This window comes from Yoonia sp. R2331 (assembly GCF_041103235.1).
Taxonomy (GTDB): domain Bacteria; phylum Pseudomonadota; class Alphaproteobacteria; order Rhodobacterales; family Rhodobacteraceae; genus CANMYO01.
The window spans coordinates 488,972-505,926 of sequence record NZ_JBGCUN010000001.1 but is presented as its reverse complement, the minus strand read 5'-3'; the positions used below and the strand labels follow the sequence as shown (position 1 = coordinate 505,926).

Below are 16,955 nucleotides of genomic sequence, written 5' to 3'. Positions count from 1 at the left end.
TCCGCATCCTATTGCACCGCCCGAATGGCCCGTACGATCCGCAAGCCTGCGCCGCGCCAGCGATCGCGGATCAAGGCCTCTGCCGCGTCCAGTCGCGCGCGCGCCAGTTCACGACCTTCGCCGTTCACATAGTAGTTCAGGTTCAGCACCACCGGGCTGTCGCCCACCTGCTGCGCCAAGTTGTCGATCCCCGATGCCAGCGCGGCAGAGGGGGCCGCCCCGCTGCCAAAGGCCGCCGCCATCAGGTCAATGTCGACCACATTGCCCAGTGCTGCGCCAAAGTTCAGTTTCGCCACTGTGCCCGGTGTCACCCGGATCGTGCGCGGGTTTTCGGTGGTGACGGCATAGCCCGTGGGCAAGGTCCGCTCATCCAGTTTCAACGTGAAATTGGACCCAATCGACGCAGGCAGTTCCGCACATGGCACACTAAAGCGGCCATAGGCATCTGTGGTGATCAACGTGCCGTTCACCGTTGACAGGCGCACATTCGGCAAGCCCGGTTCTGCACCCGGTGTCAGCACCTCGGGTGCCAGCTTGCCGCCGCCTTTGCCGCCGTAGTAGGTCTGATCGGTGATCTGTGAGCGGTCAGGTTCAACCACACCATCCTGATAACCGTTGAAGTTCTCATCATCAAACACCTTGCCGATGATGTCGGCGCATTCGAATACCGGCTCTGGCGGGCGGGTCAGGGTGGCGGTGGCGATGTTGGACACCACCTCGCCATCCGGGCCCAGCATATAGGCGCGGTTCACCATCTCGACCGCGTCCCCCACCACGCGCGCGTCAAAGGTCACGCTGCTGGTGCCCAAAGGTGCCAGCGTCAGCGGCGACCAGCGCAGCTGATTTCCGACAGTTTCAGGATCATCTATTGCCACCCCGTCAAAGGCCGATGTGCCGGGCGTGTAGATCACACCGGCAGGCATGATATCGACCGCAGTCAGCTGCGCCTCTTCCTGTGCAAGGCGGTTCTGGAAGGTCAGCGTATAGGTTACCGTGCCACCGCGCAGCACCGTTTCCGGGGCCACCGATTTGGTGGCAAAGATGTCGGGGGCTGCGACCCTTGGTATCTCGACAGATGCGGTCACCGCCTCGGAAATGGTCGAGGACACCACCGAAACGACATTGGCTTGTCCGGGGAAGCCCTGGCTGGTGTCATAGTCCACATCAAACTGCAACGTGCCTGTGGCACCGGGCGCGAGAGAGACACCGCTGGTCAGCAGATTGATGTCATTGCGACCGTCAAAGCCGGGGTTCGGCCCGCCTGTTCCGATCCAGCCGCTGGCTGTCGGCGTGGTGGTGCCGATCAGCTCTGCCGGGGTGGTGAACGCCACCAGATCATCGGTTACCTGCACCTCTGTCTGGGTGATGTTGCCGGTGTTGGTCACTGTCACGTCAAAGGTCACGCGATAAAGGTTCGCGCCAATCAGCTCTGGTGTTGTGGCCTCTTTCGTGGCCTCGATGCTGGCAATCTGGTTGATCGCGATGACCGTCGGGTCATCGGTGGTATTGCCGTCATCATCAATCCCGTTGTCAGAGGTATCGGTGACCGGATCGCCACTTGGGTCCGTCGTTTCGGCCAAAGCGGTGTTCTCGACCCCGCCGCTGTCGATGTCGGCCTGAGTCAGCGTATACAGCACGGTGAACGTGTTGATCGCACCGGGGATCAGCGAGGTTTCGTCCGTGCCACTGTCAAAGGTTATACTGTCCGGGGTCAGCGCATCGCCGTCCAAATTGGTCAGCGTGTCGGTGATCACCAGATTGGTCAGCGTGACCGTGCCTGTGTTTTCGGCCGTAATGGTGAATTCCACAACGTCACCGGCCACGACGGCCGCATCGGGGTCCGCAAATGGCACCGCAAGCTTGGTCACTTCAAGCGCGGGTGCAGGCGTGATGCTCAGCACCGTTGGGTCGTCAGAGGTGTTGCCATCGGTGTTGTCGCCATCGTCCGAGACATCGTCGACCGGGTCGCCATTGGGCGCAGTGGCCGTCACCGTTGCGGTGTTCGAAATGCCGCCTGCGTCCACGTCATCCTGTGTCAGCGTATAACGCAACTCGAACGTTAGCACCTGTCCCGGCGCGATCGACCCCGGCAAGCTGGTTGGGTTGACGATGGTCGGTGCTGCCGTCGACAGCACCGTGCCATTTGCGTCCGTCAGCGTGTCAGAGACATCAATACCAAAGAGCGTCGTGTTGCCCTGATTGGTTGCCACCAGCGCAAAGACCACCTCATCACCTGCCACAGCACCTGTGGTGGTGATCGTCTTCACCAGGCTCAGTGCGGGTCCGGGGACAATTGCAAACTCGGTCGGGTCATCGTCGGTGTTGCCGTCCGTGTCATCGCCATCGTCAGAGGTCTCATTAACCGGTGTGCCAAAGGGATCAGTGGCTGCAACCAGCACGGTGTTATCAAACCCGCCTGCATCAATATCGGCCTGCGTGATCCGCTTCGTCCCGGTATAGGTCCAGACCTCGGTCACATCGAGCCGCCCGTCGCCATCTGTGTCACCAGTCAGACTGCCAAAGGGTGTGGTCAGCGTGGTCGGCGTGGCAGCAAAATTGCGGCGTGTCATTGTGTCGGTGATGCTGTCGATGTCCAGCGTCACATCGCCTGTGTTGACCAGTTGAAGGGTATAGGTGACGTCTGTCCCAAGGAAGGTGTTGGGCGCCGACGATGTCTTTGTCACCTCAAGCCCCGGCATCGCAGGCACTGCCGGTGTGGTGATCGTGTCGTCGCGATCCACCGGTGTGCCGCTGGGGTCCATCGCCGTGGCCGTGGCGGTGTTCTGGATCTCGCCTGCGTCCTTGTCGTCTTGGGTGACAGTGTAAGACAGCGTGCAGGTCGCATCGGTGGCGCCCACATCAAGTCGCGCGATGTCGCAGGTATAGGCGGGGCTGACAATATCATCGGTGATGGTCAGATCAGTCAGCGTCACGTTGCCGGTGTTTTCCACCGTGAAGGTATAGGTGACACCGGTGCCAACCGCGCCAAAGGGGTCCGGCGTGGCGGATTTGGTCAACGTGTAATCAGGCGCAGCCGTCGGGCCACCCACCGTCAACGAGGTGTCGTCGCGCACCGGGTCACCCTGTGGATCAATACCGGTGACAAAGGCATCGTTGGGTATGTTGCCGTTGTCGATATCGTCCTGCGTGACCGCATAGGTGCCGGTACAGGTGGCATCCACATCGCCGGGCAACAAATCACCCAAGGTGCAATCCAGCGGCAACAGATCATCGCGCGCGCGCACGCCACTGATCGTCTGGTTGCCGTCATTGGTCACCGTCAGCGTATAGGTGATCATCTGGCCCACGGTGCTGAAATCGGTCAGATCAGCGGTCTTGGCGATGCTCAGCGATGGGTCAATATCGGCATCTGTCGTCTCGACGCTGGGCGGTGAGATCACCGGCGTGCCGGGCAGCGGCCCGAAAGAGGTTTCCGCCGTGGCGCTGTTGGTGACACTGCCACTGTCCAGATCGTCCTGATCTATCAGCAGCTGCCCTTCGCAGGTTGCCGTCTCGGCCGGATCAACCGCATTGGCGGGGGTAAAATCGGGGTCGCCGCCGCCGGGGTTTGGTACCCAGCAGGTGACCGGCGCGGTCAACAGGGGATCGTTGATCACAATGTCACGTGTAAAGGCCGCATCACCGGTGTTGGTCACTTCAAATTCATAGACCAGCACATCGTTGACCTCGTCAAACTCCAGCCCCGGCTGGACAGAGGTGTCCGGGTTCTCGATCCGCACCAGCGTTTTGGTCACGGTCAGGCCGGGAGCTGCCCCGGTGGGCACGGTGACGGAATCGGGGGGCGAAGTGGTGCCATCCACCGTCGCCGTTGCGGTGTTGGTGGCAGATCCCACATCAACATCCGGCTGCACCACGGTGTAACTCGCGGTGCAGGTCAGCTCATCCCCCGGTGCCATACCGGGGTTGGGGTTGGCCGGACAGCTTGTGCCGCCGGGGATCAGGTTGTCGTTCACGACCAACGGCCCGGTCAGGTTGACGTTGCCGGTGTTGCGCACGGTGTATTCAAAAGAGATCACAGCGCCCGACACAAAGTTCGCCGGGTTATCAACATCGTTGTCGCCGGTTGAGATCGACACAGCCGTTTTGTCTACGGTCACAGCGGGGGCCTGCTGTGCGGGGACGCTTTCGGTCGCGACGGGGCTGGTCGTGGTGCCATCACTTGCGGTGGCGGTGTTATCGACCTGCCCCGCGTTTAGATCATCCTGATCCACGGTGTAAGACCCGGTACATGTCAGCGATGCATCGGGTGCCAAGGGAACGGCGCCACAAGTGATGGTCCCACCGGCATTGGTGATCAGCGGGTCAGTGATGCTGATCGGATCGGTGATCGTGACATTGCCGTCATTGGTGACGGTGAATGTATAGGTCAGCGTATCACCCACGGCATCAAAGGTCGGACCACCCGCAGTGAGTTCCTTGACCAGCGACAGGGCTGGTGCCGCCGGGATCGTCAGCACGGTGCGGTCGCTGTTGTCACCGGGCGTGCCCGCATCAGTCAGGTCATCAACATCCGTGCCGTTGGGATCGGTCCCAGCCACACGCGCGCGGTTGTCGATGCCACCTGCGTCAATGTCATCCTGCGTCAACTGATAGGTCGCGCGAAAGGTCGCGGTTTCACCCGGGATCAGCGTCCCTTCACCTGAACCCGCATCCGCTGCAAAGAACGTCGGGTCTGTGGTCAGCGTCAGCGGCGTGCCATCGGCGCGGCGCAGGGTGTCCTGCGGGACGCCGACGCCGGTCAGCGTGACATTGCCGGTGTTGGTCGCCGTAATCTCGAACCGGACGATCCCGTTCAGCGTGGTCGGCCCCGCCGTGATCACTTTTTCGCCTTCAATGTCGGGCATCGGCGCAATTGGCAGCGTGGTCGGGGTGGACCCACCGCCGGGCGTCGGGTGGGATACATCATCAACTGGCGTGCCAAACGGGTCTTCGGCGCTGGCAGTAGCGGTGTTCGACAGACCGCCCGCATCAATATCGTCCTGCGTCAGCACATGGGTCAGCTGATAGGTCCAGACCTCGGTCAAACCCAGAAGGCCATCACCGCCGGTATCCCCGCCAGTAAACGAAGGCACGGAAGGTGTGATCGGTGTGCCGTCCGCACGGCTGAGCGTGTCAGACAGGCTCACATTATCCAGCGTCACATTGCCGGTGTTGCTGACAGAGATGTCAAAGACCACCGTCTGCCCTGCGACCAACGTGGCCGGTGGCGTGACGGTCTTGACCGTCTCCAGCGACGGATCGGGGTCTTCAAGGTCGACCGTTTCGGTTGCCGTTTCGGTTGGTGGTGGTGTCACACCCGCCGGTGGGGTCGCATCGGCGCTGACGATATTGGTCAGGTCATTGCCCGCATCTATGTCGGCCTGTGTGACCACATAGGTCGCGGTCAGTTGCGCGGTGTCAGTCGGGTCAAGCGATGCAATCACCCCACCCGATGAAATCGTCAGGTTCGCGGTACCACTGGCAGAGGTATGCGCATCCGTCAGCGTGATCGCGGTCAGCGTCACATTGCCCGTATTCGCGACGGTGTAAGTATAGGTGATCGTGTCGCCCTCTGCGACATTTGTGGTGTCAGAGGCCACCTTGGAGATTGTGAAATCAGGGTTGCGGCTGCCGCTTACCGTGACCGTCGCGTCGTCATCAATCGTGCCGCCATTGACCGGGTCGGCCACCTCTGCGGTGGCGATGTTGGTCACTTCGCCCGCGTTCACATCGTCTTGGTCCACGGTATAGGTGCCGGTGCAGACAAAGAAACTGTCGGGCAACAAGACCGGGTCAAAATCTGGCGCAGGCCCGGTGTCTGGCAGTGAATTGCCGCAAGACAGGCTGGGGATCAGATCGTCCGTCACTGTTGTGGCGGCGGTCAGCGTCACGTTGCCCGTGTTGGCGATGACATAGCGGTAATCCAGCGTGTCACCGTCATTGGCGAAAGTGGTGTCCAGCGCCTCTTTGGTGATGGTGATCGCCGGTTCGCGAGCGGGGCCGCTGCCGGTGATGTCGTCGCTGTCATCAACCGGGCCGTAGTTGTCGGTGGTGGATGTGGCCGTCGCCTCGTTGTCCAGCGTACCGCGGTCGATATCGTCCTGCGTGACCGTATAGGTAAACACGCATGATGTATCCTGTTGCCCCGGTGCCAAGGGCCCGATGTCGCATTGCTCACCGGGGAACAGAATGTCGGTGACGGTCGTGCTGGTCAGCGTGATGTTGCCGCTGTTGGTTACGGTGATCTGATATGGCACCTGCTGACCAACCGCTGAAAAGGCGGTCATCGGCTCGCCTTGTGCCAGCTCTTTGAGTATCGTGACCTCTGGATCGGGGGTCACCAGCGGATGCATGTTGTCATCCATACCGGTCACTGCCACGCCCTGCGGCGTGTTGCCTGCCACATCTGCGATATTGTCAAGCGTGGTGCCCGCATCCAGATCAGCCTGCTGCACGGTATAGCTGCCGGTACAGACCGCTTGCTGACCGGGTTGCAAGGTCGTGGGACTGGCCGCACCATTATAGAGACAGCTGAGGCCCGGGATCAGCGGATCGCTGATCGCCAGACCAGAGATTGTCTGGTTGCCGTCATTGTCCACTGTGATCTGATAGGTCAGCATATCGCCCACGGCGGCCGGGTTATTGCCCGCTGTCACGGATTTATCGACCGTCAGCAGGTTGTCCGCCACGCCTTCGACGGTGACTTGCACGGGGGGTGACGAAATCTCGGCGCTGCCAGAGGGGATGGTGGTCACGATGCCTGCGGCATTGTTGGTGACAAAGCCAGTCGTCAGACCGGCCTGCACCCGGTCCAGATCATCCTGATCAATGATATAGGTTACAGTTTCGGTACAGGTGAATGTCTCGCCGGGGTCCAGATCGTCTGACGGGCCAGCCGGGGCCACGTCCACCGCCGGGTCAAAACAAGCGATGTCCATACCGGGGAAATTGTCGTCACGAATCACGATCTCACGCGCAATCGACGGGGCCAGCGCGCCGCCGGGGCTCGTGTTGGTCACGTCAAAGGTATAGGTGATCGTGTCGCCGATCTCGTCAAATGAAGTGACATCCGGGGTCTTGGTGATGGTGATGGTCGGCGGCTCACCCTCTGGCACTGTTTCGGAGGTTGGCGGGCTGTCCACTGTGGGGCTGGATGCAAAGGCAGTGTTGGTCACGCTGCCAAAGGCCACGTCATCACTGCTGATCGGATAAGTCGCGGTACAGCTGACGGGCGCATCGGTCGGATCAAGATCGCCTGCGAAACAGGTAAAGGTGCCGATCAGGTTATCGGTAATCTCAATCGGGCCAACAATTGTCTGATTGCCCGTGTTGGTGATCTGATAGGTGTATTCCAGCGTCGAGGACGTGTTGAAGCCACCGTTGCCCAGAATATTTGTCAGTTCTTTTTCAACTTCCATCGCGGGCGTCTGCACCGCGTTCACAGTGACCGAGGCAGGCGTGGGCGTGGTCACAGGCGCACCGCCAAAGGTGGTCGCTGCGGTGGCCGAGTTTGTAAAGCTGCCCGCGTCGATGTCCGACTGCTGGGCCGTCCAGATCGCAGTACAGGTCACTGCGCCGCCGGGGGCCACAGCACCGCTGCCGCAGGACAGGGCCGGGTCAATGTCGGGGTCGTTGACCGTAAATGGCGCAGTCAGGGTCACGTTGCCGGTGTTGCGCACTGTGAATGTATAGCTGACCGTGTCACCCACCGCCGCATAGGTCGATGGCGTGCCGGGGGTCACCACCTTGTCGATTTCGATGCTCGCGCCCTGCGTGGCGTTGACCGTCACCGTGTCCGTGGGGGATGCCACATCGGCAGATCCGTCTGGGTGGGTGGCGGATGGCACCACCGGCTGGGTCACCTCTGCAAAGGCCACATTGGTCACATCGCCCGTATCCAGATCATCCTGCGTGACCGTATAGCTGGCGGTGCAATTCAGGCTGTCGCCGGGGGCAAGACCTGCACCAATTGGATCACAAACCACCGGCGTGCGGTCATCATCCACCGTGATCGGTTCTGTGATGGTGATCGCACCGGGATTGCCTGCAGCCACATTGGTGACCACGTAATTGTAGGTGATCGTATCACCCACCGCGCTGAAACCACCGGTGGGCGAGGATTTGACGATGCTTAGCTCTGGGGTCTGGTCGGGGCCGGGAATGGTATTTTCGTCGCTCGCATCGACCGGCGTGCCTTCCGTCGTGACACCGGTCACATTGACCGTGTTCACCACCGCGCCAAAGTCCACCTCGTCCTGGGTGATCGTCAGATCGGCACTCAGCGCAGGCGCACCACCGGCACAGGTTGTCGCGGTCGCACCGGGGGCCAGATCATCCAGCGCACAGTTCAACGTGATGCGCGGGTCGGGGTCGTCAATCGTCAGGCCGGTCAGGGTGACATTGCCGGTGTTGGTGACTGAAAAGTTGTAGGTCAGCGTATCACCCAGCGCAAAGGCGCTTGGGTTGCCTGCGATGGTCTTTGAAACGCTGACGCCGGGCATCTCTGCGGGGCCAGGTACAATCACGGTGGCGCTGTCAGTCTCTGCCGGGCCACTTGGCGGGTTGCCGGTCACATCACCGGTGTTCGAAAATTCGCCCGCGTCCACATCGCTTTGCTGCACGGTATAGGTGCCGGTACAGGCATAGCTGGCGCCGGGCGCCAAATCCTGCGGCGCACAGGCCGGGGCAAAGGTGACATCCGCATCGGTGATCGTCACACCGGTCAGCGTCACATTGCCGGTGTTGCGCGCGGTCAGGGTAAAGGTGACCACATCGTTTTCCAGCGCAAAGCCGCCGTCGGCCACTTTCGTGACCTCGACCGAAGGATCTGCCGCAGGACCGGTCACAGTATTCATGTCGTTTTCGTTCAGCCCGTTCGCGGCAGATGCCGCAAAGGCTGTGTTCACATAAGATCCCGCATCAATATCGTCCTGCGTGATCGTATAACTGCCCACGCAGCTGCTGTCGGTGTCGCCGGGTGCAATGGCAGGCAAGCTACAGCTCAGCCCCAGTTGTGCATCGGTCACCACCACATCGGTCAGGGTGATCTTGCCGTCGTTGAGTACGTCAATCACATAATCAATCCGGTCACCCACGGCTGCAAACGTGGTGGCAGAGGCGCGCTTGTCCACGTCCAGACTGGGTAGCACAGTTCCATCGGCATTGACCGTTTCGCCATCGGTGTCGGTCAGTGGTGCACCGCCGGGGGTGCGGCCCAGCGCGGTGGCCGTATTGGTCACAAAGCCGCGGTCCAGATCAGCCTGCATGATCGTATAGCTATAGGTGCCTGCGCAGCTTTCGGTGCCAAAGGGCGCAATTGGCCCCACCGCACACACCGCCCCGCCCAACAGCGGGTCGCTGATGTCCACAGTTGAAATGGTCTGGGCAGAGGTGTTGGTCACGCTGAAGGTGTAGTCAATCGTATCGCCCAGATCGCCGAAATCCGCCGTGGCCGTGGCCTTGTCCAACGTCAGGCCGGGGGTCACGGCAGAGGGCACGGTTTCAGTGACTGCAGGGCTGGTCACATCGGTGCCCGACACGCTGAGCGTGGCGGTCGCCATGTTCACGACCTCCCCGGCATCAATGTCGGGCTGGGTGACGTCATAGGTGCCAGTACAGGTCAGGCTATTGCCAATAGTCAGGGCGGCAGGCAGCGGGTTGGGATCGGAACAATCAACCCCGCCTGCCGGGATCTTGTCGTCGCTTACAATTGTGGTGGGGTCCACGCCGGTCAGGTCGATATCCAGCGTGCCGTCATTGGTGACCGTATAGGTATAGGTGATCGTCTCACCCAGCGTGGAAAAGCTCGCCAGATCAGCCGCCTTCGCAATGTCCAGCGACGGCGTGCCGGTGGGCGACAGGCTGACGCTGTCGGCGTTCGATACCACCGGGTCGCCGCCAAACGCTGTCGCTGCCGTGGCGGTGTTGTTCACGAAACCCGCCGACACATCCGCCGTGGTGATGGTGTAGGTCGCGGTGCAGGTCACATCGTCGCCCGGGGCCAGCGCACCTGCAGGGCAGGAAATCACCGTCGGGCTGAACTTGTTGTCGTCTACGGTGAACGGGCCCGGCAATTCAACGTTGCCGGTGTTGGTGACCAGATAGCTGTAGCTGATCGTCTCGTTGGTCAGGAACGACCCGTCAAAGCTGCCGGATTTTGCCATGCTCAGCGCGGGCATCTGATCGGCATCCACGGTCAGATCGTCCGTGACCGGGGTGATCGCTGTGCCGTCAGGCGTTTCAGCCTCTGCCGTGGCGGTGTTCGTCACTTCGCCCGCGTCCAGATCATCTTGTGTGATCGTGTAGGGGTCGGACGTACAGGTGATGTTGCCCCCTGCCGGGATGGTGGCCGCCGGACAGGTTAAGGTGATTTTGTCATCGGACAAATCCACCGCATCCAGCCGCACATTGCCGGTGTTGGTCAGCAGATAGCTGTAAACCAGTTGATCTGTCGTCGCGGTAAAGGGATCAGCGCCGCTGGCCAGCGACTTTTCAACCGTCAACGCGGGCAGAAAGACAGCCGGGATTGTGGCGTCGTCATCGTCCATCGCGGTCGCACCGCTCACAGTGATCGTCGCACTTGCGGTGTTCAGCACCTCGCCTGCGTCAATGTCAGACTGCATGACTGTATAACTGGCCGAACACGTGACCGTGTTGCCCGGTGCTACCGCGCCTGCGGGGCAAGACACGCTTGGATCAAGCGTATCAGTCACCGTGGGCGGGCCCGGCCATGTCACATTGCCGGTGTTGCGAATGGCGATGTCGTAATTCAACACATCACCCACCGCATCGTAGTTCGCCGTGCCTGCGGTCTTGGTCAGTTCCATCGCGGGTGCTGATGCGGGACCCGTGACCGTCGCTGAACCGGTATCGCTCAGAGACTGATTGTTGGGATCGCGCGCACGCGCCGTTGCGGTGTTGACCAGCGATGTCCCGGCGGCAGCGTTGTCCACATCTGTCTGCGTCACAACATAGGTGCCGGTACAGGTGATCGTGTTGTCGGTGTTGTCAGCCGACAATGGTGCAACTTCGGTGGCATCACAGGTCAGCGCCGGGATCAGCGGGTCGGTGACCTGCACATTGCTCAGCGTCGCATTGCCGGTGTTGGATACGGTAACAGTATAGGAGATCACCTGCCCTGCGGTGGTGAAGCTGGTTGGCGACGCGACCTTGTCCACGTCCATCGCGGGCGCAAGTGCGGGACCGGTCAAGACAACCTGCGCCTGGAGCTGGCCCAACTGACCAAATTCCGGTGTACCATTGGCCACCGCCACATTGGTCAATGTGCCGTTGTCGATGTCCTCTTGCGTGACCGTGTAGGTCGCTGAACACAGTGCAGTCGCGGGTGCTGGCTGGCCGCTTTCGGTTCGCGGCAGGAAGGTAGGCGTACAGGTAACACTGCCGATCTTATCATCATCAACAGTGATGTTCGAGATATTGACCGACCCGATGTTGGCGACCTCATAGTCATAGGTGATGACCTGCCCGACCGTCAGATAGGTCGTATCACCGCCGCGCCGTACCTTGGTCAGCTCGTACCCCGGTGCAATGGTGCGGATGTCATTGTTGGGCAGGTTCTCACCACGCCGGAAATCCCAATAGTTGTCGTTGGGTGTACGGTCGCGCACCTGTGTGGTGGTCTGGCCGGTCGCCAGAATGTTGGCCAAAAGCGCCGGATTATTGGAACTGAACCAGCCCGTGTTGGTGGTGTTATTGCCAAACCCGTCCTGAAAGCCAAAACTTTGCGTGCCATTGGTATTGGTGATCTCGGTCGTCAGCCCCGACCAGTTGCCGACATCAAAGCCGTTCATCACCAGTTCAATATTGTTGCGGTCAAAGCCGCCGACCTGCGTATCACCGTCATAGGCCGTAAAGCGCACGTCGATCTGCGCAATCGATCCGCCAAAATAATCCGTACAGCTGCGAAACCCGCAATCCAGCCCAATCGGGTCGTTGATCGTAAAGGGATTACCCCGGAACTGGCTGGGGGTGCCGTTGTTCTGGAATCCACGGAACGCGCCCGCTGGGTTCGAAAATTGGTAATAGATGTTGCCGTTGGACCCGGTTAGCACGATCGCGACGCCGCCGGCTTCGGGGTATTCGGGCGGCAGCGCCACACCGCTTCCTGGCACGGTGCTGGTGAATGGTGTCGCTGTGGCAGGGGTGGCGTTGGCAATAAGCCCCAGAGCCACTGCAGCGGTCATGCCCCAAAGACCTTTTCCTGCCCTGCGCAACACATTCGCCATGCGGTCACCTGCCTGTTTTCGACGCGCCGTTTGCGGCGCCTGTGATTAATAAATTGTTAACGCTTTCATCTGACAGGAAAACCATTTTCCGCGCCAGATGAAACGGGGAAAAGCACGGGTTTACGCTGCTTTTCCGCCGATCGGACAGGTCGGACTGTGACCTTGCTGCATCGCGCTTGCGATGGATTAGTGATCAGACCGGTCGATGGAAGCGTCGGGTGCCTGCATCATGGGCCAGAATGGCCGCCTCGCTTGGGGTCAGCACGCGGCGCGCATAGGCCCCGTAGGACGCCGCATCGCGGGCAAGATCGGGCAGACGGTCAAACATGCGGTCCTGCGTATCGGGCTGCATGGTGGCAAGTGCTGCACTTGCGGGATGAAAGCTTTCTGTCGCCACGCCGTTGGCAAAAACGATCTCGTGCTGCGGCAACATGATGTGGATGTAATCCACCTGCCGAATGGCCCGGTCGCGAATGACAGAGGTGTCATTGATCAGATCACGGGCCGCGACCAAAACCTCATCCGCGCGGAACAGCGCCTGTGCCCGCGCGCCGCGCAGCACCACTCGGTGATCGGGCGATACCAGCAGGCCCGCGTCAGGCACATCTTCGTCCAGCGCGCCGCGCCGTAGCCGAATGGGGGCCAGCTCTGGCATCACCATCAGCCGCGCGCCTGTCACCCGTCGCAGCCCGATCCACAGGATCTCGGCCGCGCCATTGTCCTGCGTCTGCACGAAATCACCCTCAACCAGACTGGCCACATCGCGCGGGCCAAACGGAGTTTGGATCATGGTGCCAGGTGTGAAACAGACCACGCCGCCGGAATCGGCATGGGCCTGATCGCGCACCCTTGCGCTGACGCTTTGACGCACCACCCAGAGCTCTGCCCCGCGCGGCGGGATGATCCCGTGAAACAACAAAAGCGGCTTGCGCCCAGCCCCGGTGGGGATCAGCGAGATATCCCACGACCTTCGGCCATCGGTGACCACAAAACCGTTGTCAAAAAGCGGATCGTTCAGGATCAGCGGATCGTCCTGCTGTGTCACCCGGTCCTGCGCCATCAACCGCCGCACGGTCAGGGCCGCGCGCTTGCGCATGTCTGCCATCCCCTCGGCCTCGCCTAGGGGCAAAATGCCCCGTGGGCCATCCACACGCACCGCCTCCCCAGTCCAGGACCAGACAGCGCCCGCGCGCAAATCGGCGACAGGCGCGGCGTGGTTGCCGTCCAGCTCTGTCTGCGACCATGAAATAACAAACGTGCCTTTGAAGCCCGTTTTCATACCTGTAACTCTGCCTATCTCGCGCCGCGTCATTGGGTGCGCGGCGATCTGAGAGCAACGTTACCCCACCGCGGAATCGCGGATCAAGTGCCTGTCACGCATAAAGTTTCAAAAGTTGAAGCCAAGCCGCAGTGACCCCAGCACCTGCCCGCCGTCTTGTCCGTCAAATTCCTCGGACAGATAGGTCGCCCCGTAAAACACGGTGAAGTTCGGCGCAGGTTGCCACAGCACACCCAACCGCGCGCGCTGACGCTGATCAAGTGCTGTCACACCACGGGACGCAGGCAGATAGGCGCTGTCGCCAATCGCCGCAATATCAGCCCCCGCCAGCACCGCCCAACCGGTTTGCCCAGCATCTGTGCCGCGATAGGGCTGGCCGGTCACATCATCGCGCAGCCAAAGATCGTCCTGGCCGACGTTGCCAATCAGCACATCCGCGCCAATGCGCGCGATCTGCTCTGTCCCGCTGCGCAGCTCTGCAAAGGGCCGTAAGCTGACGGTCTCGGACACACGATAGGTATAGGTGGCAGAGGCGCGCGCGCCAAAAATCGTCTCGTTCGGCAGCTGGTTCGCCGTCAAGGGCGCGCGCAAATCAAAGGCATCGTGGAACTTTTCCTGAAACACCGACAACCCGGTTTGCGGCCCGATGAATGCCACATCCGCCCCCAGCGCATAATGCCAGGGCCCGTCGCCAAAATGCGTTTGCGCACTCAGCGTGATCGCACCCACGTAAGGCCGATCCACGCCGCCCGCACCCGGCGAGATGATCTCGGTCATGGCGCGATATTCGATGATGTTGCCAAAGGCGCGGTTGGCTGGGTCATACGGCCCGTTCGCGCGCAAATGGCTATAAACATACGACCCGCTGCGCCAACGATCCCGCCCATCGCCAAAGTAATCATTGGTGAACAGCCGACCGGTGCCAATCGTTTCGCGCGGTTCGGCCTGTGCAGGCTGAAGGGTCATCAAGATTGCAGCAGCGGCAGCAGCAAGTCGGCGCATCATCAGTCCTTTGTCAAAATCTGGAACAGACCTATGTCACTTCTCAGATGTGTTCCACAGATGTTGCGCCAAGCAGGCCATTTTGTGACCCCGCCAAGACCTTTGCCGGGCGTCGCCAAACAGCCAAATTTGATGCAAATACTTGGATTACTTGCAAATAGCGCCGATCCCGTGTCCACTTGGACGGTGCAACCGCCGGAGAAGCTATGCCTAAGACCCGCCAACCCGCCGTGCCAGATGCTGCAGCTTTGATCGACCACAACGCCGCGCGTGACATCCTTGCAGGGCGCTGCGGTGATCCTTTTGGGCAATTCGGCCTGCAACAGCGCGACGGGCATTGGCTGCTGACCGCCTTTGTGCCCGGGGCCGCCCAGGTGTCTGCCCTGATCGGTGCAAAAACGGTCAAACCGCTTGACCCGCTGCCCGACTATCCGGGTCTTTTTGTGCAGGTGTTTGCCAAGCCGCCAAAGTACCGATTGCAGGCCGAAAGCGACGGTCACAGCTGGACCTTTGACGACCCTTACAGCTTTGGGCCTGTCCTGGGTCAGGACGATCTTTATTATCTGGGCGAAGGCAGTCATCAACGCCTGTGGACTGCCCTTGGTGCGCATGTGCTGAAACACGAAGGCACTGCTGGCACACATTTTGCCGTCTGGGCGCCGAATGCGCAGCGCGTTTCGGTTGTTGGCAACTTCAACATCTGGGATGGCCGCCGCCACCCGATGCGCCGCGCCAGCGACAGTGGCATCTGGGAAATCTTCCTGCCCGGCATCGCTGCCGGAGAGGCTTACAAATATGAAATCGTCGGCCCCGATGGGGCCACCCTGCCCCTGCGCGCCGATCCCGTGGGCTTTGGTGCCGAACATCCACCCCGCACGGCCTCTGTCGTGCGCGATATCTCGGGAGCCGCATGGTCGGACAAAAGCTGGATGAAAACCCGCGCCAAGGCGCAAAACATCGACGCCCCGATCAGCGTTTACGAGGTCAACCTTAACAGTTGGAAACGCGCCGAAGGCAACCGCCCGCTGTCCTACACCGAACTTGCCGCTGATCTGGTCGAGTACGTCGCGTGGTTGGGTTTCACGCATATTGAGCTGATGCCGATCTCTGAATATCCCTTTGACGGGTCGTGGGGTTATCAGCCGGTGGGCATGTATGCCCCCACAATCCGGCACGGCACACCTGATGAATTCCGCGCCTTTGTGGATGCCGCACATGCCAAGGGCATAGGCGTCTTGCTGGATTGGGTGCCGGGGCACTTCCCCACCGATGCCCACGGGCTGGGGCAATTTGACGGCACGCATCTTTATGAGCACGCCGACCCCAAGGAAGGGTTCCATCAGGACTGGAACACCCTGATCCCCAACTTTGGACGGCACGAGGTGGCGAACTATTACACCTCTAACGCCTTGTATTGGCTGGACGAATACCACCTCGACGGGCTGCGCGTGGATGCCGTGGCGTCGATGCTTTACCGCGACTATTCCCGCAATGACGGGGAATGGATTCCCAACAAGGACGGCGGGCGCGAGAATTACGAGGCGATCGCGCTGCTGCAGAACATGAACACCCTGACCTATGGGCAATGCGATGGCATCATGACCGTGGCCGAGGAATCAACCGCCTTTCCAGGGGTCAGCCGCCCCGTCGACCACGGGGGTCTGGGGTTCGGGTTTAAATGGAACATGGGCTGGATGAACGACAGCCTGCATTTCATGCAATTGGACCCGGTGCATCGCAAGCACCACCACCATGAAATGACGTTCAGCCTGCATTACGCATTTTCTGAAAACTACATACTGCCCATTAGCCATGACGAGGTGGTGCACGGCAAAGGATCAATGCTCAACAAGATGCCCGGCAGCCAATGGGAACGCTTTGCGAACCTGCGCGCTTACTATGGTTTCATGTGGACCCATCCGGGCAAAAAGCTGCTCTTTATGGGTCAGGAATTCGCGCAAACAGCCGAATGGAACCACAACCAAAGCCTCGATTGGCACGAATGTGACCACGGCCCGCACAAGGGGATGCAGATGTGGGTGCGTGATCTGAACCGCGCCTACCGCGACCTGCCCGCGCTGCACGTGAACGACACGCGACCCAGCGGTTTTCAATGGCTCGAAGCGAACGATGCCGCCAATTCGGTCTTTGCATTCCTGCGCGTCGGCAATCCTGGCGATGCACCCGTGGTCGTGGTGATGAACCTCACACCGGTTGAGCGTTCCGACTACCGCGTTGGCCTGCCGGGTGCGGGTGACTGGACCGAAGTTCTGAATTCAGACGCCGAAAGCTATGGCGGCGGTGGGCGCGGTAATCTGGGAGGAGTGACCGCACAAGACACACCGTGGATGGGGCAAGACCACTCTGCCACGCTGACGCTGCCACCACTTTCGACGCTGATACTGACGCAAAAGACCAAGGGAGGATGA

General features: G+C 60.7%; 4 protein-coding genes. 1 reads left to right on the top strand and 3 read right to left on the bottom strand.

The window, feature by feature from the left end:
• Positions 1 to 8: 8 nt before the first annotated feature.
• The 3 genes from AB3Y40_RS02490 to AB3Y40_RS02480 form a co-directional block, all read right to left on the bottom strand.
• Positions 9 to 12,203 (bottom strand): beta strand repeat-containing protein, encoded by a 12,195-nt coding sequence (locus AB3Y40_RS02490; protein WP_369437224.1) that lies wholly within the window; start codon positions 12,201 to 12,203, stop codon positions 9 to 11.
• Between the two features lie 235 nt (positions 12,204 to 12,438).
• Positions 12,439 to 13,524: a Hint domain-containing protein gene (locus AB3Y40_RS02485; protein WP_369437223.1), complete on the bottom strand. Its 1,086-nt coding sequence runs from the start codon at positions 13,522 to 13,524 to the stop codon at positions 12,439 to 12,441.
• Positions 13,525 to 13,632: 108 nt separating this feature from the next.
• Positions 13,633 to 14,529, bottom strand: a complete 897-nt coding sequence (locus AB3Y40_RS02480) for a lipid A-modifier LpxR family protein (RefSeq protein WP_369437222.1) — start codon at positions 14,527 to 14,529, stop codon at positions 13,633 to 13,635.
• Between the two features lie 203 nt (positions 14,530 to 14,732).
• Between AB3Y40_RS02480 and glgB the strand changes: the two genes are divergently transcribed.
• Complete coding sequence (gene glgB, locus AB3Y40_RS02475) at positions 14,733 to 16,955, top strand: 1,4-alpha-glucan branching protein GlgB (protein WP_369437221.1); 2,223 nt, start codon at positions 14,733 to 14,735, stop codon at positions 16,953 to 16,955.

Excerpts from the sequence above, each read along its gene's own strand:
- AB3Y40_RS02490 (WP_369437224.1), bottom strand. The coding sequence starts at position 12,203 with ATGACCGCTGCAGTGGCTCTGGGGCTTATTGCCAACGCCACCCCTGCC.
- AB3Y40_RS02485 (WP_369437223.1), bottom strand. The coding sequence starts at position 13,524 with ATGAAAACGGGCTTCAAAGGCACGTTTGTTATTTCATGGTCGCAGACA.
- AB3Y40_RS02480 (WP_369437222.1), bottom strand. The coding sequence starts at position 14,529 with ATGATGCGCCGACTTGCTGCTGCCGCTGCTGCAATCTTGATGACCCTT.
- glgB (WP_369437221.1), top strand. The coding sequence starts at position 14,733 with ATGCCTAAGACCCGCCAACCCGCCGTGCCAGATGCTGCAGCTTTGATC.